Raw genomic sequence first — 17944 nt, forward strand, 5'->3', positions numbered from 1 at the left:
TCGCCCACCTCGTCGACCCGTCACTGACCCGGCCGGTGCCGCCGGTGCCGGGATCGACCGTGATCCAGCCCGCACCGCCGACACCCGCCCCGACACCCGTCGCCCCGCAACCCTGGCCCGGACCACTGCATACCCCGCTGCCCGACCTCATCACCCTCGACGGAACACCCCTCCCCGCCCCGACCGACGGCAAAGTCCACAAGAACCCACCCAAACCCCCCAGAACGGCCTAAACCGGCGTCCGATCAACGGCGGATCCGGCCCGGTCCTGATTCGTCGAGTCGGGCTCAGCGCATTCTTCGGAACGTCGGCACGTCGCCGCTGAGGCTAGTGGGCGGGGGTGAATCTGGTAGCGCCGCGATCAGGGGGCGGCTCGTGGGTGGGGGGAGTCGTCGTCGCGTGACCTGCCTCAGACCGATCCGCGCTCACACCGGAGGCCGGTGTCATCGATGGTCGCCGATTTCGAACCAGAAGGTTGCGTTGTCGGAGTGGCCCCCGTCGAGACGCAGCTGCCAGCACCCGACCTCATCGAACGAGAAGCCGATTCCCCACTCGGCTCCGGGACGGCGGTACGTGCTGTCCCCGTGCAGCTCCGGCCCCCAGTCCAGCGGGCGCTCCCGCCCGTCAGGTGAGACGAGGTGACCCGCGATGAAGCCGACGCCCGTCATGCGGACCACCATCTTGATGGTCGTGCCGTCGCCGGGAAGAGACGTGGGGGATGCCGTGAAGAGCAGCCCGTATGCCGTGATGCCCGGCGACGTGGTTGCTTGGACCTCGCTTCCGACAATCGGAGACGGCGGTGAGCATCCGTCCGCGCCCAAGAGCCCGAACTCGGAAGAGGAGGTTTGCGGTGTAGGCTGCTCCGCTGCGGTGCACGCCGTCAGCGAGATCGCCGCGGCGGTGATCGCAGTCAATCGGATGCCGATGCCAGGGTTCATACCCACAGTGTGATCCTGCATCCCCACAGGTCACGGCCAGACGGCTTATCCGGCCCGTACCGCGCTCGCACCCACCGGAGAAACGGCTCCGCCGCGTCGACATCGGGGGTTGCGGGGATGGCCGGCCCGTCTCACCACATGGTGCGGGATCGACCGCGTCGTGGATGGCGTGACGATGCGTCTCAGTAGCCGTTGGAGACGCTCGTCGCGAACAGGGAGAAGAACACGATGCTGAAGATGATGCCGCACGCGATCGCCACCCAGCCGATGATCACCGCGGCGAGCGCGAGTCCGTGGCCGCCCTCGCCGGAGCGTTTGATCTGCGATAGCGCGATATAGCCGAAGACGAGACCGAGGATCGCTCCGAACCACACCGTGACGATCGCGACGATCGCGAACGTGTTCGTCCGTGGCGCTGCGGGAGAGCCGGGCTGAGGAACAGGCGCGGGAGGGTTCGTCATGCCCGCACCCTATCGCGCGCCTCCCACAGCATCCACTAGGCCCTCCAGACCAGGACGAACACCCGTCCGCATCCAGGCGGCATCCCGCCGCGGATGCCGACCGCGACCGTCGCGTGCGGGGTTGACGAGTCCCGCGCGTTCGGCGAAGTGGTGGCTTCGGTGCCACGCGAGCCAGCTCGACCTGACCGCGGCTTCACAAGTGAGGAGGATCCAGAGAGAGCGCACCGTGCATGCCACGCGTCGAGCCCGCGGAAACCCGACCGCCCTCACGCCCGCACTCGTTCACCGCGTCACATGCTCACCGCGACGTTGTCGACGAGCTCGAGGAGAGCCCCCACTCCGCAGGCCTTCGCCACGCTCAGGGCGACGACGCCCGCGAGGGTTCCTCCCATCGCTGCCCACCCAAGATCCGCCTACTCCGGCGCGTACTTGAAGGAGAGCTGGATCCGGGCCCGGAACACCAGCGTCCCGTCGTCGCTGACCACGACGTCCTGCTTCGTGACCTCAGCGACCCGGAGGTCGTGCAGCGATCCCGCAGCGGTGCCGATGGCTTCTCGGGCCGCGTCCTCCCAGGACGATGCGCTCGTTCCAATGACGTCGATCACTCGGTAGACGCTCATTCTTACCCCTCTTCTCGATGCCGTTCCATCCATAGTGACTGCGCTCGCGCTGGCAGGGAAGGGCTGCTCATTCGACCTGGGCGTACAGAAGGAATGGGAACGGAAGCCCGAGCGTGTTGTCCTCCGAAGTGGGGACAGACAGCAAGGCGCGGCTTCCGTACTCTTAAACGGACCGCTTCCGGGGGGACGCGGTCCCGCAGGGTTCCCCAGGCCCTGCCGATTGTCGGAGTGTTCCTCCGAAACGGGCCTCGCTCGAGTGTTCCCCAGACGCTCCGGCGGGGCCCGACACCTTCCCAGCTGAGAGGCGAGTCGACCAACTTACGCCCGGGCCACGGCGTTCGGGGCTGAGGAACGGCCCCTCGGCGAACGGTGCCTTGCTGCGGGCGGACCTCACGGGCTTGGCATGGACGCTACGGTTGCGGTGTGTCCACAAACTATCCACTGCCCGCCCACCCTGTTCCCGACAACCCGTCGGGGAAGCTGATTCTCGTGCGTCATGGGGAGACGGAGTGGTCGAAGAGTGGCCGGCACACTGGACTCACGGACGTTCCGCTCACGGCCCGAGGGGAGGATCTTGCCCGCGGCGCCGGCAGGTTGGTCGCCGGCTACGATTTCACGCTCGTCCTCACCTCGCCTCTGGAGCGTGCGCGCCGGACTGCCGAACTCGCGGGCCTTCATGCCGACGTCGACCCTCTCCTCGTCGAATGGGACTACGGCGGGTATGAGGGGCGCACGACGCGCGACATCCGCAGCGAGCTCGGCTACAACTGGAGCGCATTCACCCACGGCGTGATTGGTGGGCTGACGCCTGGTGAGACGGTGGAGGAGGTCGCCGGGCGCGCGTCCCGCGTGCTCACACGGGTGCTCCCTGCGATGGCCGGGGGAGATGTCGCCCTGGTCGCGCACGGCCACTTCCTGCGCATCCTGACCGCCGTGTACCTGCGAATGGCCCCTCGATTCGGGGCGCAGATCACCCTGGATGCCGGATCGGTCTCGGTGCTGAGCTTCTATCGCGAGCAGCCGGCCATCCTGTCTTGGAACTATGGACTCGAGCTGCCCTTGGTGCCCTCGGAGTCCTGAGAACTCCATCAGAGATGGCCCACCAGGCCCCCGACCGCGCCGATGACCGTGAGCGGCATGTACGAGTTCTGAGCTCCGGGATTTCACGGCGAGTTGGCGCCTGCCGCCCGCTTGAAGCGGGCCGCGAGATCGTGCAGCGCTGCCACGAGTTCGGGCGCATCGATCACCTCGAACTCGGCATCCAGCATCCCGAGGTGAAGTGCGAGCATCCGCGGATCGTCGGACCCGACGACGATCTCGCAGCGCTCAGGACCATGCCGGGTGATCGTAAGCGGCACCGGAATGCGCGTGCGTACGTGGTCGGCAGGGGCGTGCACGATCACCCGCGCCCGGAAGCGCCAGGTCGCCCGCCTGATGCCGGCGGAGACGTGTCCGGCGATGACCTCGTCCGGCGGCAGGGGCTTGGCCGCGAATCGGGGTCCGACCGGGACGCGCAGGCTCATGCGGTCGACGCGGAACGTGCGCCACGCATCGCGCTCAACGTCCCATGCGAAGAGGTACCAGCGACTCTCGCCGGCGACCAGCCGGTACGGCTCGACATCGCGGTGGGTGATCGATCCGCCGTGGGCCTCGTAGTCGAAGCGGATTCTCTCGGTGTTGCGCACGGCGGCGGCGATCGTCACGAGCATGTCGGGATCGACATCCGAATCCCGTCCCGGCAGGGCGATGGCCGCCACGCGGAACGACTCGAGACGCTCGCGCAGCCGTGAGGGGAGGATTCGCTGGATCTTGAGGAGTGCGCGCACGGATGCCTCGCCGAGCCCTTGCGCGGATGCCGACGCCGCCGACCGCAGCGCGATGGCGACCGCCACCGCCTCATCGTCGTCGAGCAGCATCGGGGGCATCGTGACGGATTCGCCGAGGCGATAGCCCCCAGTGACGCCAGGTGCCGCTTCCACGGGGTAGCCCAGGCGCCGGAGCCGATCGACGTCGTTGCGGATGGTGCGCGTCGTCACGTCGAGACGGGACGCGAGTTCGCCGCCCGTCCAGTCGCGACGCACTTGGAGAAGCGCCAGGAGGCGGAGGAGCCTCGCCGAGGTCTCGAGCACCAGTCCAGGATCTCACGAATTGCGGAAAGAACCGTTCCGCATGCCGCGTTACCGTGACGGAAGAGGTCGACGCAGCGGGCGCCGGCCGGCAGCGCCAGGAGCGACCATGAACGACATCCAGCCCTTCAGAATTGCGATCGAGGACTCCGAACTCGACGACCTGCGCTCCCGCATCGAGCGGACGCGCTGGGCGAACGAATCTCCCGCACCCGGCCGAGAACGCGGCATCCGGTCATCCGAGCTCCGCGCTCTCGCCGACCAGTGGACCGGCTCCTACGACTGGCGAGCCCACGAAGACCGGCTCAACGCCATACCGCAGTTCACGACGGAGATCGACGGGCAGCGCATTCACTTCTTCCACGCGCGATCGTCGCATCCGGATGCCACGGCGCTGCTCGTCACCCACGGGTACCCGAGCTCGAACATCGAGTTCACACGGCTCATCGAACTGCTCACCGAGCCGGAGTCGGGTCGTGCTTTCCACGTCGTCGCGCCGTCGCTGCCTGGATACGGATTCTCGACGCCGCTGAGCGGATCGGGTTGGGCGATGGGACGAACTGCCCGTTGCTGGATCGAGCTCATGCGCCGGCTCGGCTACGACCGTTACGGCGTGCACGGCGGGGATGTCGGAGCCGGCGTGTCAGGGATGGTGGCGGGCTTCGATGCCGACCACGTCGCCGGATGCCACGTCGTCACGGACCCGAGGACCGCAGCGAACACGGCCACGTTCCTTCCCGGTCTCGCCGACAACCTCGACCCCGACGACCCGGTGGACAAGCTCATCGTCGACCGCATGAAGGAGTTCCGCACCAGTGGCTCGGGGTACCTCGCGATCCAGAACACGCGACCGCAGACGATCGGCTATGGGCTCACCGACTCGCCGACCTTCCTCCTCGCGTGGATCGCCGAGAAGCTGCAGGACTGGACCGACATCCCGCCCGAGACGGAGCAGCTGCTGACGATGGTCTCGGTCGCGTGGTTCGGCGAGGCGGGCGCGTCAGCGGCCCACACGCTCTACGACCAGGCGCATTCGCAGGAGTGGGGAGCACCGTCGAGCGTTCCGCAAGGGATGTCGGTGTTCGGTGCCGACCCGACCGTGCGGCGGATCGTGCCGTTCCCCGAAGACGGGTGGTGGGCCGAGCACGAGCGCGGCCTGCACTTCCCCGCGATGGAATTGCCGGAGGTCTTGGCCGACGACCTGCGTGCCTTCTTCGGGTCGCTGTCCTGACCGTGGGGCGTTGTTCTTCGGATCCGGGGTTGATGTCGACGTCGGCAGGCGTGGGTTCTGTCCGTCGGTTCGACCCGCGAGTTCGTCGTGATTTTGGACGTCTCAGACCGAGCGGTTCTCGAGCGGGCGACCGCAACATGCCCGAAAACCTTGCGGGCCGATGTCGAGATCGCCCGTCCGGTTCCGTCCCCTATCTGAAGCGGTCAGAATGGGCCGCACGGAACCGGAGGCTGAGATGGCCAAGTATCTGATGCTCAAGCACTACCGCGGCGGACGTCCCGCGGTGAATTCTGTCGCGATGGATCAGCTCACGCCCGTTGAGTGGACCGCGCACGTCCAGTACATGGTGGACATGGAGAAGCGGCTCATCGCGTCGGGGGAGATGGTTTCATCAGAGGGGCTCTCGATGGACGGCGCGTGGGTCCGCTTCGATGGCGAGGGGCGCCCGCCCGTCGTCGACGGTCCCTTTGCAGAGACGAAGGACCTCATCGCCGGCTGGATGCTGGTCGAGGTCGACTCGTACGGACGCGCGTTGGAGATCGCCTCGGAGCTGTCGGCTGCGCCGTGGGCTGGCGGCACGCCCCTCGGGGAGTGGCTGGAGTTGCGTGAGGTGATGAGCACGCCGCCGGCCGACCTGGGTTGACGCAGGTGGATGCCACGGCCCTGCGCCGTGCGATCCCGGAGGTGGTCGGCATCCTCGTCCGGCGCGGCGCAGACTTCGCGTCGGCCGAGGATGCCGTTCAAGCCGCCCTGGTGCGCGCGCTCGAGCGATCGGACCTCGAGCTCGTGCGTGACATTCGTGCGTGGCTCGTCACCGTCGCGTGGCGCGTGTTCCTCGACCAGGTGCGCAGCGACGCGGCGCGAACCGCCCGCCAGGAGCGACACGCAGCAGAGCCCGAATCTGGTCCTGTGCCGCAGCGTGACGACACGCTCGCGCTCTACTTCCTGTGCACGCATCCGGTCCTCACATCGGCGTCGGCGATCGCACTCACGCTGCGTGCGGTCGCTGGTCTGACGACGCGCCAGATCGCGGATGCCTTCCTCGTGCCGGAGGCGACGATGGCGCAGCGCATCAGTCGTGCCAAGCAGCGGCTTGTCGGCATTCCGCTGGATCAGCCGGGGGACCTGTCGCGTGTCCTGCGCGTGCTCTACGTGGTGTTCAATGAGGGCTACTCGGGCGAGATCGACCTTGCCGCGGAGGCGATCCGCGTGACGCGGCAGCTCGCCGCGCTCACCGACGAGCCGGAGGCTCGCGGGCTCCTCGCCCTCATGCTGCTGAGCCACGCTCGGCGGCCCGCCCGCGTGATCGACGGACGACTCGTGCCGCTCGCCGAGCAGGACCGCACCCTGTGGGACGTGGATGCGATCACTGAAGGAGTCGAAATCCTGCAGGTGACGCTGGCGCGGGACCGACTGGGGCAGTATCAGGCGCAGGCCGCGATCGCGGCGCTGCACGCGGACCCGCCGACTGCCGCTGAGACCGACTGGGTGCAGATCGTGGAATGGTACGACGAGCTTCTCGCCCTCGGGGACTCGCCCATCATCCGACTCGGTCGCGCGGTCGCGATCGCGGAGGCCGACGGGCCGCGAGCAGGGCTCGCCGCCCTCCACTCCGTGAACGAAGACGTGCCCCGCTACTACGCCGCACTCGCATACCTGCATGAACGGGTGGGGGAGGTGGATGCGGCCGCAGTCGAGTATGCGGAGGCCGCACGCCGCGCGACCAGCACCCTCGAACAGCACTACCTGCTGCGCCAGGCCGAGCGCCTCCGCGCGAGTCAGGACCTCAGGTGAGCCCGAGAACCTGTCCCACTGGTCGCGCCACCGGGAACACTCGGCTCCGGGCCACCACTGGCGACTGTGCCAGCAGATTCGGCACCCTGCTAGCCTCCGAGAATCACCCTGCGTTGCAACGACTGCTGGAACCAGGCCTTGACCCTTCCATCACTTGTCGCAACCACGTCTGGCAAACTCAAACCGAAGGGAACCACGATGTTCAACGACAATGGATCGTTCCTGCTCGCACTGTTCGAGTTCTTCCTGTTCTTCGCCTGGTTCATGTGCCTGTTCTGGGTGTTCGGCGACATCTTCCGAAGCAGCGACCTGGGAGGGGGTGCGAAGACGATCTGGGTCATCTTCGTCATCCTCGTTCCGTGGCTGGGGATCCTGGTCTATCTGCTCGCCCGCGGGGGCGGAATGCAGAAGCGCCAGCTGGAACAGGCGAGGGCGATGCAAGCGGCACAGGCTGACTACATCCAGTCCGTCGCCCAGTCCTCTCCGGCGTCAGCGACCGATCAGATCGCCTCGGCCAAGTCGCTGTTGGACTCGGGTGCCATCACCCAGGCCGAGTTCGATGCTCTGAAGTCGAAGGCGCTCGCGTAACGCTCGTTTCGCAGTTGGAGCAGAGCACGCCGGTCACGCACCCTCATGCCGGCACGCCCGGCTGTCACAGGTGACACCCGGGACGTGCTCGCGTCTAGCACCTCATCCCCACCGGTGCCCCTGAGTCGCTGCGATGCGGGGGTTCCGCCGGGACGAGGTCGAGGGGCCCGAACGGGACCAGGGGCGGAAGTGGCGGGGCCGCTCATCGGGCCAACGATCGGTATGCCTGTGCTCACCACGCGAGTTGGTCGCGACGGCGAGCGAGATACGCCCGCTCCGCGGGGTTGCCGGCGAGTTGGATGGCTCTGTCGTACGCCGTCCGCGATTCGTCGCTTCGCCCGACCCGCCGCAGGAGGTCGGCCCGCGCCGCGTGGTAAGCGTGGTAACCATCGAGCGTCTCGTGGAGTCGCTCGATCTCGGCGAGCGACATGTCGGGGCCGTCCAGTTCGGCAACCGCGATCGCGCGGTTGAGTCGCACGATCGGGGAGGGATCGACCCCGATCAGGCGGTCGTAGAGAGCGACGATCTGGGACCAGTCGATGTCGCGTGCGGAAGGGGCATCGGTGTGCACCGCGTTGATCGCGGCCAGGAGCTGATATCGCCCTGGTGGCTCCCCGCCGGCGGCGACCGCGGCGATCCGTTCGCGGACCAGGGCGTGACCCTCGCTGATCAGGGTCTGGTCCCACGCGCCGCGGTCCTGCTCGTCCAGCGTCACCAGTTCACCGGCGTGGGAGACGCGCGCAGTGCGTCGTGCGTCGGAGAGGAGCATCAGGGCGAGGAGGCCGGTCACCTCGCCCTCATCGGGCAGGAGCGTGCGCAGGAGGCGGCCCAGGCGGATCGCCTCGTCGGTCAGGTCCGCGCGCAGCGGGTCGTCCCCGGCGGTGGCCAGATAGCCCTCGTTGAAGATGAGGTAGATCACAGCGAGCACACCGGCGAGCCGTTCCGGGATGTCGGTCGCCGACGGCATCCGGTAGGGAACGTGCGCTGCCTTGATCTTCGCCTTCGCGCGGGTGATCCGCCGCGCCATCGTGGTCTCCGGCACCAGGAAGGCATGCGCGATCTCTGCGACGGTGAGGCCGCCGAGCAGCCGCAATGTCAGCGCGACCCGAGCCTCGATGGCGAGGGCCGGATGGCAGCAGATGAAGACCAGCCGGAGCCGCTCGTCTTCGACCGGTCCGGTCGGCTCGACAGGAGTGTCGTCGGACAGCATCTGGGCCGCCTGGTGTTTGCCGTCACGATGGGATTCACGACGCAGCCGGTCGATCGCCTTGCGCGTCGCGGTCGTGGTGAGCCAGGCGCCGGGGTTGGGTGGTACGCCGTCGCGCGGCCACCGCTCCACCGCGGCGACGTATGCCTCGGCTGCTGCGTCCTCGGCGAGGTCGAGATCGCCGAAGCGCCGGGCGAGACCGGCCACCAGCCGTGCCCACTCCTCGTGGTGGGCGCGAGCGATCGCCTGCTCGGCGGTGGGTCCGGTCACGGCTACCGCAGAGCGTGGGTGGATGCCGCCGGCTGGACGGGACGCACCACGACCGTACCGAACTCGACGCCCTTCCCCGGCCCCAACAGGAACACCACGTATCGAGCCACGTCACTCGCTATCGGGCGACTGCCGTTCGATGATCTCCGCGAGACCTGAGGGGAACCGGTGCACCTCCTGGGGCCAGTCCAATGAGACGGCCAGTCGTCCCGCCCAGTACCGAGCGGCCTCATCGTCCGCCACGTCCACGACGGTGAACCCGCCGAGATGCTCCTTGGTCTCGACGAACGGCCCATCGGTGAAGACCGGCTTCCCGTCCTTGCTCACGACGCTGCACACCGCGGTCGAGGCATCGATCCCGCCTTCCGCGAAGAGGAAGACACCCGCCGCCTTCATGTCCTCGAGCAGGGCTTGCGAGGCCTCGCTCTTGCTGCGCAGTTCGTCGGGGGTGTGCGCAGGCACCCACTCATCGTTGAATGCGATCAGATATTTCGGCACTGTCGTCTCCTCTTGTCGGGACGAGGGCCATGTCGTGGCTCCTCGGTCACGGCGACCCGGACGGGGTCGCACACCTAATCCACGAACGGCGACGCTCGGATAAGACACTATCCCCGAGACATTCATGATGGCCGCGCCGACTCGGCGGAGGGTGAGAGGACTCCTCGAGGTGCGGCAGCAGGGGGAACTCGCCTCATCCGGAGGCTGCCGTGAGCTGAAAACTGAGCGGGCTGCCTTGCGCCTCTATGCAACCCCCGCAGACTGCAGAGCTCGATGTGCAGCGGTGAAAGCCTGACGACCGGCGGGTGTGCCGCAATAGACCGCCACATGGGTCAACAGGTCCTTGAGCTCATCGACGGTCACGCCGGTGGCAAGCGCCCCCTTCGTGTAAATCTCGACCTCTTCAAAACGGCCAAGGGCAGCCAGAATCCCGATGCTCAGTATCGACTTCGTCTTCTTATCAAGGGCTGCGCCATCCCAGGCGAGGCCCCACGCTAGTTCCGTCACGATGTGTTGGAACGTCATCATGAATTCGTCTGACCCAGCCAGATTGCTGTCGACGTATTCGTTTCCCAACACCTCGCGACGAATTTCAAGGCCCCTCGCGAACCGCTGGCTTTCCTGCATGTTGACCCCCTTGATAGCTCCGCTGTCGCCTCAGGGATGAGGCATCGAAAGCCGCCAGCTCAGTGAGGTCGATCAGTGTCCGATCCACCATGCCGCGAACTTGCGGGCGTGCACTAGTATCTTGCGGCTCCGGGCTGTCGCGCGGAATAGTGATCGAGGCGCCGGTCCATCGGCAATTGTTGATTGAGTCGCACAAGGAGCACCGCGATGCGCCTGACATCCTCCGACTTCGATGACCATGGAGTCATCGCAGCGCGACACGGTAAGAAGTTCGAGAATCTGAAGCCCCGGCTCTCGTGCAGCGGGGTTCCCGCCGCGGCCGGATCGCTCGCACTCTCCATGGTCGACACGCACCCCGTCGCACGGGGATACGTCCATTGGCTGATGGACGGCATCCCGCCGATGGACGGCGAGTTCGTAACGACGAGCGGGATCGCGGTCGGGCGCGAGTTGAAAACGTATGCGGGACCGTTTCCACCATCCGGCACGCACCTATATGAGTTCACGCTGTTCGCGCTTGACAGATCCGCACCTGAGGCGCCCCTCAACACGCCGTTGGCTGCGTTCGTGCAGATGATGACAGGCCACGTGCTGGCAACGGCGACCCTCACCGGCAGCTTTACGAAACCGAAGGCGTAACCGGGTTTCCGGCATCCTCGATCGCGCCGACGATCGTATGGGTCCGGCCGACAAGCCGATGATGAGGTGGAAGGGCGTGCGGACGGTGACAGAGTCGTTCGACCGCGCGTGACCGGCGAGCTGCGACCGGGGGATGCGGCGTACGTCGCCGAACTGTCGCCGACGGATGCCCTGGCGCGGATCTCCGAACTGGCCGCGAGCGGTCGCCGGGTCATCCTGGGACTTGCGGGGCCGCCGGGAGCCGGAAAGTCGACGATGGCCCGGTGGCTCGCCGAACACTCGTCGATCGCGATCCGGATCGTCCCGATGGACGGATTCCACCTCGCGAACGCAGAGCTCGAACGCCTCGGGACGCATTCGCGCAAGGGCGCGCCTGAGACGTTCGACGCCGCGGGCTACGCGGCTCTGCTGAGCCGCATCCGCGCTGAGGACGGGACCACGATCTACGCACCGACGTTCGACCGGTCCGTCGACGAGGCTGTGGCAGGCGCCATCCCCATCACGCCGGATGACCGCTTCATCGTCACGGAAGGCAACTACCTGCTGCGCCAGTCCGAGGGGTGGCGGCTGGTCCGGCCGGTTCTGGATGAGGCATGGTGGATCGACTGCTCCGGCGAAGAGCGTCGCAGTCGCCTTGTCGAGCGCCATGTTCGATTCGGTCGCGAACCGGCCGACGCTCGCCGGTTCGTTGCGGAGTCGGACGAGCTCAACGCCGCCCTGATCGCCGATGATCGAGCGCGCGCCGACCGCATGATCGCTCAGCCGCCCACCCCCGACACCTGACCGCACATTCGCCGGTTTTCCCGCCGAGATGGGTTGTCAGGTTCCGACGCACCACGAGAGATCCGATAGGCTTGGGTTCGGCAGAAGAGACTCATCAGGCAATAAATCCCTGATCAGGTCGAGGTTTCCGAGAACCGCATTTCTTGGAGGGCCACCAAGGACAAGGGTTCGATTCCCTCAGGTGGCTCCACGGTACGAGGCCCGCTTCCGGCGGGCCTCCATCGTCCGAGCCCGAGGTGATGATCGACATGGACGGAGCGCTCGACGCGGTCCTCGAGATCTTCTCGTGGGTCGGATTCGGGCTCGGCGTGCTCCTGGTCCTTCTCGCCCTCGTCCTGAGACTCGCGGACGGGACGTGGATGCCCGCCCGCGCTGTGATCGAGGTCGTCGAGGGCGGCCGTCTGGTGCGGTGGTTCGACGAGGACGGCGAGGTCAACGAAGCGCATCTCACGCACGAGCAGGATCAGGCGCTGGCGGGCAAGGGGATGGCGGACATCTTCTCGCGTCGCGGTCACCGCAATCGGATGCGTCTGACGCGCGGGTCGCCGTCGGTCCGGGCCGTGGGTCTGCTCGGTCTCGGTCTGATCGGCCTCGGAGTCGTCACGCTCGTCATATCGTGGGTGCTGCTGTTCGTCCGCGGCTGACGTCGCCTTCCTGCGCACCGCCCCCGTCACGCGAGAGCCAGCATGCCGCCGGCGATGAGCGCGAGAGTCAGGCCGATCCACTGCACAGCGGCGACCCGCTCCCGCAGCACCACCGCGGCGAGCAGGATCGTTCCCGCCGGATAGAGCGCGGTGAGCGCGGACACGATCGAGAGGTCGCCGCTGCGCAGCGCCACCAGCATGACCGCGTTGGCCCCGGCATCCACCACCCCGCAGGTGATCGCGAGCCACAGCGCGTTCAGCCGCGTCGACTGCGTCCAGGCGGCGTCATCAGGCAGGGCGGTGTGCTCGAGATCTGCGTGACCCGTGGGCGTGACTCCGAGGCCCGACCCGGCGGCGTCGAGCACGGATGCTGCGCGTCGACCGCGCCGCACCGCGGCGATCATGAGGACGGCGACGACGACCAGAGTGACGACGACGCTCGTCGAACGACTCATGACCAGTGGGACGACCCCGCTCTCGTCGGTCGTCTGGTCCATCACGATGAGGAACGCGCCGATCGCGACGCCCGCTCCGACGGCCATCGCCACACCCCGGATGCTGGGGCGGACGACCTTCTCACCGGGGATGAACCCGACGAGGATGACCGCGACCAAGGCCACGCCCAGCCCGACGTAGCCGACCGGCGCGAGCGTCTCGCCATTGAGCAGCAGCCCCCACAGCATCGGGGCGATGGCCGAGACCACGGCCGTGAGCGGCGAGAGGATGCTCATCGGTCCGATTGCGAGGCACGCGTACAGCAGGGCGATCGCGATCACGCCGAACGCACCGGCGAGGATCCCCCAGACGACATCCGGTGCGCTCCAGGTGCCGCCGAGGAAGGGAAGCGCCAGGCACAGCGCGACGAGGCCCGAAGCCGCAGACACCGCCGTTACGACGATCGAGCGCAGGCGTTTCGCCGCGAGACCCCCGAGGAAGTCCGCCGAGCCGTACACGAGTGCGCCCAGCAGGGCGAGGGATGCCGAGATCATCCGTTTCAGCTTAGGTGTCAACCTAGATCGCTAGATAAGCTAGCGATGTGAAGAGCGCTCACCACTCCCACCGCCAGCCGACCCGATGGCTGAGGATCGGGATTCCCGTCCTCCTGGTCCTCGTGTGGCTCGCCATCGGCTCCATCGGAGGCCCGTACTTCGGCAAGGTGGACGAGGTCTCGACGAACGACCGGTCGTCGTATCTGCCGGCGAGCGCCGACGCCACGCAGGTGACGAAACGGCTGCCCGACTTCTTCGGCGACGAGAGCATCCCGGCTGTCGTCGTCGTGACCGGAGATGGAGCGCTCACCGAAGGCGAGCTCGCCGACATCCAGGGGCTGTCCCACGACATCGCAGGCGTCGACGGTGTGCTGGATGGCGTCTCGCCCCCGATCGTGTCCGAAGACGGCGAGGCCGCGCAGATCTTCGTGCCGATCGGTTCATCCGGCGAGGTGAGCACGATCGTCGAGGACATCCGGACGCTCGTCGACGGGCTGCCGTCGAGTCTCGACGGCTGGGTGACCGGGCCAGCCGGTTTCACGGCGGACCTGGTCCAGGGCTTCCTCGGGATCGACGGCCTGCTGCTCGCTGTCGCGATGCTCGCCGTGTTCATCATCCTCGTGATCGTGTATCGGTCCCCGCTGCTGCCGGTTCTGGTGCTGATGACGTCCATGTTCGCGTTGTGCGGTGCGCTGCTGACCGTGTGGTGGCTGGCATACGCGGGCATCGTCGTCCTGAACGGCCAGGTACAGGGGATCCTCTTCATCCTCGTGATCGGGGCGGCCACCGACTACGCCCTGCTCTACGTGGCTCGCTTCCGAGAGGCGATCGCGCGAGGAGCCGGGCGCTGGGAGGCGACGACTCAGGCGTGGCGCGGCGCGTTCGAGCCCATCATCGCCTCGGGCGGCACGGTCATCGCAGGACTCCTGTGCCTCCTGCTCTCGGACCTCGCGACCAACCGCGCGCTCGGACCCATCGCCTCGATCGGCATCGCGTTCTCGGTGCTGTCGGCGCTCACGTTCCTGCCCGCGCTGCTCGCGCTGGTGGGCAGGGCCGCCTTCTGGCCGTTCATCCCGAAGGCGCCGCTCGCGACGATCCCCGACGACCCGGGCGCACCCGTGGCGGGGGTGTGGCCGCGGCAGGCGCGCTTCATCGCTCGGAATGCGCGCACGGTGTGGATCGTCTGCACCGTCGTGCTGCTGGTGGGCGCGGCCGGGATGCTGCAGCTCAAGGCCGACGGTGTGCCGTCGAGCGATCTCGTGCTCGGCGCATCCGAGGCGCGCGACGGCCAGGACGTGCTCGCCGAGCACTTCCCCCCGGGATCGGGGAGCCCGGTCTATGTGATCGTCCCCGAGTCGGACGTGGCCGACGCCATCGGGGTCATGACGGCGAGCGACGGCATCGAGTCGGTGGCTGCGGCATCCGGCGACTCACCGACGGGGCAGGCGACGGTGGACCTGCAGAACGGGGTCCCCGTCTACACGGCGGTCGGCCCTCCGGGCACGCCCGCCCCGTCGCCGACCGTCTCCGGGGGCGACGTCCTCCTGATCGGAACGCTGACGGATGCCGCGGACTCGGCTGCCGCGGAGCACACCGTGCGGCAGCTCCGCGCCGACCTGGATGACGCCCTGGGCGCCGGCACCGCCCTCGTCGGCGGCGAGACGGCGACGGACATCGACTCCAACGACACGTCGATCCGCGATCGCTCGGTGATCATCCCGGTGGTGCTCGCCGTCATCCTCGTGATCCTCATGCTGCTGCTGCGGTCGATCCTCGCGCCGGTGCTGTTGATCCTCACCGTCATCCTGTCGTTCGCGACCGCGCTCGGCGTGAGCGCCATCGTGTTCGACAGCGTCTTCGGGTTCCCGGGCGCCGATCCCGCCGTGCCGTTGTACGGTTTCGTGTTCCTGGTGGCACTCGGGGTCGACTACAACATCTTCCTGATGTCGCGGGTGCGCGAGGAGACTCTCGGGCACGGCACGCGGCGCGGCATCCTCCGTGGACTCGTCGCAACCGGCGGAGTGATCACGTCGGCGGGCCTCGTGCTGGCGGCCACGTTCGCAGCGCTCGGCGTCATCCCGATCCTGTTCCTGGCGCAGATCGCGTTCATCGTCGCCTTCGGCGTGCTGCTCGACACGTTCGTGGTGAGATCGCTGCTGGTGCCCGCGCTGACTTACGACATCGGCCCGCCGATCTGGTGGCCCTCGCGACTGTGGCGAAGGGATGCCGCTGAGCTGCGCACCCCCACCTCCGAGCCGGTCGAAGCCCCTGCCCGGGACATGACCCGCGCAGAGTACCGGCGTACGCTCGAATCATGAGCAAGGCACTGTTCATCGTCGACGTCCAGAACGATTTCACCGAGGGCGGGGCGCTCGCAGTCGACGGCGGCGACGCCGTCGCAGAGCGCATCACGCGCTACCTCGAAGGTCACGCCGGCGACTACGCGATCATCATCGCCTCGAGGGACTGGCACGACGGCGACAACGACAACGGCGGTCATTTCAGCTCAGAACCCGACTACGTCCACTCCTGGCCGCCGCACTGCGTGGCGGGCACCGAAGGCGCCGAATACGATCCCGGCCTCGATACCAGCGCGGTGACCCATCACGTCAAGAAGGGCCAGGGGAAGCCGGCCTACTCGGCGTTCGAAGGAACGACCGACGACGGGATGACGGTCGCCCAGCTGCTCGAAGAGCACGGAGTGATCGAAGCCGACGTCACGGGACTGACCACCGACTACTGTGTGCGCACCACGGCACTCGACGCCATCGATCACGGGCGGCACGTCCGGCTGTTCACCGATCTGGTCGCCGGTGTCGCAGAGGAGTCCAGCGAGGCCGCGCTCGCAGAGCTCGCCCACGCGGGCGCGGAGCTCACCGAGTCCGGAGCCCGAGAGACCGTCGACGAGTGACCCGGATCCTTCCCCTCGCCGCCCGTGACTTCGAGGACTGGCTGCCTCTCTGGCACGGCTATCTCGAGTTCTACGAGCACGAGCTCACCGCCGAGCAGACCATGCTCACCTTCGACCGGCTGACGGATCCGGGCTTTCCCGCCTGGGGGGCGCTCGCACGGGATGCCGAAGGCCGAGCCATCGGCTTCGTGAACTGGCTGACGCATCCGAGCACCTGGGCGGCGCAGCCCTATTGCTATCTCGAAGACCTGTTCGTCGCGCCGGACGTTCGCGGATCCGGTGCCGGGCGTGCTCTCATCGAGACGGTCACGACATGGGCGCGCGAGCGCGGATGCGCGGAGGTGTACTGGCTGACCGCCGAGAAGAACGCCACCGCCCGCGCACTCTACGACCGGGTCGCGGAGCGGACCGGCTTCATCCACTATGGGATCCCACTCGACGGCGACTGAGTCGTTGTGGGGAATCGTGGGGCGCCTCTAGGCTCCGACCATGGCGATTGACACCGTCGCGATGCCGCCGGCGCTGGAGGCGTATTACCGCGACGTCCTGACCATCGCCGAGGCGATGCTCGACGACTCCGACAGCTACGACGCGCTCGCCGATGCGCTCGAGGCGCCGACGCTCGACATCGAGGCGGTCGACTTTCAGATCACGGTTCCCAGCGGATCGATCGACGGCGTGAACGCGGCGCTCGGGATCGTCCGGCTCGCCGCCGACGCCGCCTACGTGGCGCTGGTCGCGCACGAGAATCGCGACCTGCTCAGCGTCGACGCGATCGAGCAGCTCTTCCTGAAGCAGCCGAACGGATTGAGCTTCTTCGACGCCGGCCAGGGGTCGTTCTGGGGCAAGATCCGCAGGCCCATCGAGGACGAGGAGCTGCGCGACCGGGCGGGTCCGTACATCGTCCTGGTGGGAGTGGCATTGGGGGTGATCGCCTCCCTCACCGGCGTGCCTGTGGTGCTCGCCGTTATCGTCGCAGCGATCCCCGGCATCGACGCCGTTTGGCAGCTGGGTGTGCGCGCCGGCGGGGAGCGTCGAGCTCGCCTCGCGTCCGTGGATCCATCGAAGGCCGAAGAGACGACGGTCGCCATCGTGGGCGACCGACCGATCACGGCACGGGCGCCGATCACGGGAGCCACACGTGACGTCGTCGGCTTTCTCGCCCGGCTGCGGTCGGCGACGGTCCTGGTACGCACGGCGGATGTCGAGCCTGCGGAAGGCGAAGAGGATGCCACGCTCGTGCTCGTGGCGAGCGACCGGCTGTCCTGGGCGGACGTCCGCGCGATCGCCGAGGAGTTCCTGGTCGAACTCGGCGACCCGATGATCGCGGTTGAGAGCGGGTAGAGCAGCTCGCGGGACGGCACGCGGCCGACAAGCGAGTGTGGCCGCCGCAGGTCGTCGCAGTGGTTCGGGCTGGGCCCGTGGTGCTCGAAGCTCTGCCTATAGGTGAGGGCTCGAGACGACACGCGGCCGACAAACCGAGTGTGGCCGCCGCAGGTCGTCGCAGGGTTCGGGCTGGGCCCCGTGGGGCTCGAAGCTCTGCTTATAGGGGAGTGCTCGAGACGACACGCGGCCGATAAAGCGAGTGGGACGCCCCTCTGGGGCGTCCCACTCGCTT

At 67.7% G+C, this 17944-nt stretch carries 20 protein-coding genes and 1 pseudogene; 13 read left to right on the plus strand and 8 right to left on the minus strand.

Annotation, left to right across the window (positions count from 1 at the left end; genetic code table 11):
* Window positions 1–233 (plus strand): annotated as a pseudogene (locus ABD212_RS15555) (hypothetical protein); the annotation flags it as partial.
* Between the two features lie 210 nt (window positions 234–443).
* On the opposite strand, the gene ABD212_RS15560 reads toward ABD212_RS15555, so the two are convergent.
* The 3 genes from ABD212_RS15560 to ABD212_RS15570 form a co-directional block, all read right to left on the minus strand.
* Entirely contained in the window at window positions 444–944 is a 501-nt protein-coding gene (locus ABD212_RS15560; protein ID WP_344096305.1) for a hypothetical protein, read from the minus strand.
* A gap of 176 nt (window positions 945–1120) precedes the next feature.
* On the minus strand, window positions 1121–1399 hold the full coding sequence (locus tag ABD212_RS15565; RefSeq protein WP_344096307.1) for a DUF4190 domain-containing protein: 279 nt from the start codon (window positions 1397–1399) through the stop codon (window positions 1121–1123).
* 413 nt (window positions 1400–1812) lie between these two features.
* Complete coding sequence (locus ABD212_RS15570) at window positions 1813–2019, minus strand: dodecin family protein (RefSeq protein ID WP_344096309.1); 207 nt, start codon at window positions 2017–2019, stop codon at window positions 1813–1815.
* 423 nt (window positions 2020–2442) lie between these two features.
* Between ABD212_RS15570 and ABD212_RS15575 the strand changes: the two genes are divergently transcribed.
* Entirely contained in the window at window positions 2443–3099 is a 657-nt protein-coding gene (locus ABD212_RS15575) for a histidine phosphatase family protein (RefSeq protein WP_344096311.1), read from the plus strand.
* An 83-nt stretch (window positions 3100–3182) separates the two neighbouring features.
* Here ABD212_RS15575 and ABD212_RS15580 read toward each other — a convergent pair whose 3' ends face one another.
* Entirely contained in the window at window positions 3183–4148 is a 966-nt protein-coding gene (locus ABD212_RS15580) for a helix-turn-helix transcriptional regulator (protein WP_344096313.1), read from the minus strand.
* A gap of 106 nt (window positions 4149–4254) precedes the next feature.
* Here ABD212_RS15580 and ABD212_RS15585 point away from each other — a divergent pair, with 106 nt between their 5' ends.
* The 4 genes from ABD212_RS15585 to ABD212_RS15600 all read left to right on the plus strand — a co-directional run bounded on the left by ABD212_RS15585 (window position 4255) and on the right by ABD212_RS15600 (window position 7758).
* Complete coding sequence (locus tag ABD212_RS15585; protein WP_344096315.1) at window positions 4255–5376, plus strand: epoxide hydrolase family protein; 1122 nt, start codon at window positions 4255–4257, stop codon at window positions 5374–5376.
* A gap of 235 nt (window positions 5377–5611) precedes the next feature.
* Window positions 5612–6019: a YciI family protein gene (locus ABD212_RS15590; protein WP_344096317.1), complete on the plus strand. Its 408-nt coding sequence runs from the start codon at window positions 5612–5614 to the stop codon at window positions 6017–6019.
* A gap of 5 nt (window positions 6020–6024) precedes the next feature.
* Entirely contained in the window at window positions 6025–7170 is a 1146-nt protein-coding gene (locus tag ABD212_RS15595) for an RNA polymerase sigma factor (RefSeq protein WP_344096319.1), read from the plus strand.
* A gap of 198 nt (window positions 7171–7368) precedes the next feature.
* Window positions 7369–7758, plus strand: coding sequence for an SHOCT domain-containing protein (locus tag ABD212_RS15600; RefSeq protein ID WP_344096321.1), 390 nt, complete (start codon window positions 7369–7371; stop codon window positions 7756–7758).
* A gap of 232 nt (window positions 7759–7990) precedes the next feature.
* Here the strand turns inward: ABD212_RS15600 and ABD212_RS15605 are convergent, their stop codons facing one another.
* The 3 genes from ABD212_RS15605 to ABD212_RS15615 form a co-directional block, all read right to left on the minus strand.
* A complete protein-coding gene (locus ABD212_RS15605; RefSeq protein WP_344096323.1) occupies window positions 7991–9235 on the minus strand; it encodes an RNA polymerase sigma factor in 1245 nt (414 codons plus the stop codon).
* 111 nt (window positions 9236–9346) lie between these two features.
* Entirely contained in the window at window positions 9347–9733 is a 387-nt protein-coding gene (locus ABD212_RS15610) for a YciI family protein (protein ID WP_344096325.1), read from the minus strand.
* Window positions 9734–9976: 243 nt separating this feature from the next.
* A complete protein-coding gene (locus ABD212_RS15615) occupies window positions 9977–10360 on the minus strand; it encodes a carboxymuconolactone decarboxylase family protein (protein WP_344096327.1) in 384 nt (127 codons plus the stop codon).
* A 207-nt stretch (window positions 10361–10567) separates the two neighbouring features.
* Between ABD212_RS15615 and ABD212_RS15620 the strand changes: the two genes are divergently transcribed.
* From ABD212_RS15620 to ABD212_RS15630, 3 genes are all read left to right on the plus strand, one after another.
* A complete protein-coding gene (locus ABD212_RS15620) occupies window positions 10568–10999 on the plus strand; it encodes a YbhB/YbcL family Raf kinase inhibitor-like protein (protein WP_344096329.1) in 432 nt (143 codons plus the stop codon).
* Between the two features lie 108 nt (window positions 11000–11107).
* Window positions 11108–11782 (plus strand): nucleoside/nucleotide kinase family protein, encoded by a 675-nt coding sequence (locus ABD212_RS15625; protein WP_344096331.1) that lies wholly within the window; start codon window positions 11108–11110, stop codon window positions 11780–11782.
* Between the two features lie 239 nt (window positions 11783–12021).
* Window positions 12022–12426, plus strand: coding sequence for a hypothetical protein (locus ABD212_RS15630; protein WP_344096333.1), 405 nt, complete (start codon window positions 12022–12024; stop codon window positions 12424–12426).
* 26 nt (window positions 12427–12452) lie between these two features.
* Here ABD212_RS15630 and ABD212_RS15635 read toward each other — a convergent pair whose 3' ends face one another.
* On the minus strand, window positions 12453–13415 hold the full coding sequence (locus ABD212_RS15635) for an EamA family transporter (protein ID WP_344096335.1): 963 nt from the start codon (window positions 13413–13415) through the stop codon (window positions 12453–12455).
* Window positions 13416–13462: 47 nt separating this feature from the next.
* On the opposite strand from ABD212_RS15635, the gene ABD212_RS15640 reads away from it, so the two are divergent.
* Genes ABD212_RS15640 through ABD212_RS15655 form a run of 4 tightly spaced genes read left to right on the plus strand, consistent with a single transcriptional unit; the run spans window position 13463 to window position 17670 of the window.
* Window positions 13463–15733 (plus strand): MMPL family transporter, encoded by a 2271-nt coding sequence (locus tag ABD212_RS15640; protein WP_344096337.1) that lies wholly within the window; start codon window positions 13463–13465, stop codon window positions 15731–15733.
* The gene (locus tag ABD212_RS15645; protein WP_344096339.1) at window positions 15730–16326 is read left to right on the plus strand and encodes an isochorismatase family protein; all 597 of its coding nucleotides are present in this window, start codon (window positions 15730–15732) and stop codon (window positions 16324–16326) included. The genes ABD212_RS15640 and ABD212_RS15645 overlap by 4 nt, the downstream gene beginning before the upstream one ends.
* Window positions 16323–16775 carry a GNAT family N-acetyltransferase gene (locus ABD212_RS15650; RefSeq protein ID WP_344096341.1) on the plus strand — a complete coding sequence of 151 codons (453 nt, stop codon included), beginning with the start codon at window positions 16323–16325 and terminating at the stop codon, window positions 16773–16775. Before ABD212_RS15645 ends, ABD212_RS15650 begins: the two co-directional genes overlap by 4 nt.
* Before the next feature lie 40 nt (window positions 16776–16815).
* Complete coding sequence (locus ABD212_RS15655) at window positions 16816–17670, plus strand: hypothetical protein (protein WP_344096344.1); 855 nt, start codon at window positions 16816–16818, stop codon at window positions 17668–17670.
* Window positions 17671–17944 lie beyond the last annotated feature (274 nt).

Origin of the sequence: Microbacterium deminutum, from assembly GCF_039530205.1 — a bacterium.
GTDB classification, from domain to species: domain Bacteria; phylum Actinomycetota; class Actinomycetes; order Actinomycetales; family Microbacteriaceae; genus Microbacterium; species Microbacterium deminutum.

Excerpts from the sequence above, each read along its gene's own strand:
- ABD212_RS15590 (WP_344096317.1), top strand. The coding sequence starts at position 5,612 with ATGGCCAAGTATCTGATGCTCAAGCACTACCGCGGCGGACGTCCCGCG.
- ABD212_RS15620 (WP_344096329.1), top strand. The coding sequence starts at position 10,568 with ATGCGCCTGACATCCTCCGACTTCGATGACCATGGAGTCATCGCAGCG.
- ABD212_RS15615 (WP_344096327.1), bottom strand. The coding sequence starts at position 10,360 with ATGCAGGAAAGCCAGCGGTTCGCGAGGGGCCTTGAAATTCGTCGCGAG.
- ABD212_RS15585 (WP_344096315.1), top strand. The coding sequence starts at position 4,255 with ATGAACGACATCCAGCCCTTCAGAATTGCGATCGAGGACTCCGAACTC.
- ABD212_RS15630 (WP_344096333.1), top strand. The coding sequence starts at position 12,022 with ATGATCGACATGGACGGAGCGCTCGACGCGGTCCTCGAGATCTTCTCG.
- ABD212_RS15565 (WP_344096307.1), bottom strand. The coding sequence starts at position 1,399 with ATGACGAACCCTCCCGCGCCTGTTCCTCAGCCCGGCTCTCCCGCAGCG.
- ABD212_RS15600 (WP_344096321.1), top strand. The coding sequence starts at position 7,369 with ATGTTCAACGACAATGGATCGTTCCTGCTCGCACTGTTCGAGTTCTTC.
- ABD212_RS15570 (WP_344096309.1), bottom strand. The coding sequence starts at position 2,019 with ATGAGCGTCTACCGAGTGATCGACGTCATTGGAACGAGCGCATCGTCC.
- ABD212_RS15655 (WP_344096344.1), top strand. The coding sequence starts at position 16,816 with ATGGCGATTGACACCGTCGCGATGCCGCCGGCGCTGGAGGCGTATTAC.
- ABD212_RS15635 (WP_344096335.1), bottom strand. The coding sequence starts at position 13,415 with ATGATCTCGGCATCCCTCGCCCTGCTGGGCGCACTCGTGTACGGCTCG.
- ABD212_RS15645 (WP_344096339.1), top strand. The coding sequence starts at position 15,730 with ATGAGCAAGGCACTGTTCATCGTCGACGTCCAGAACGATTTCACCGAG.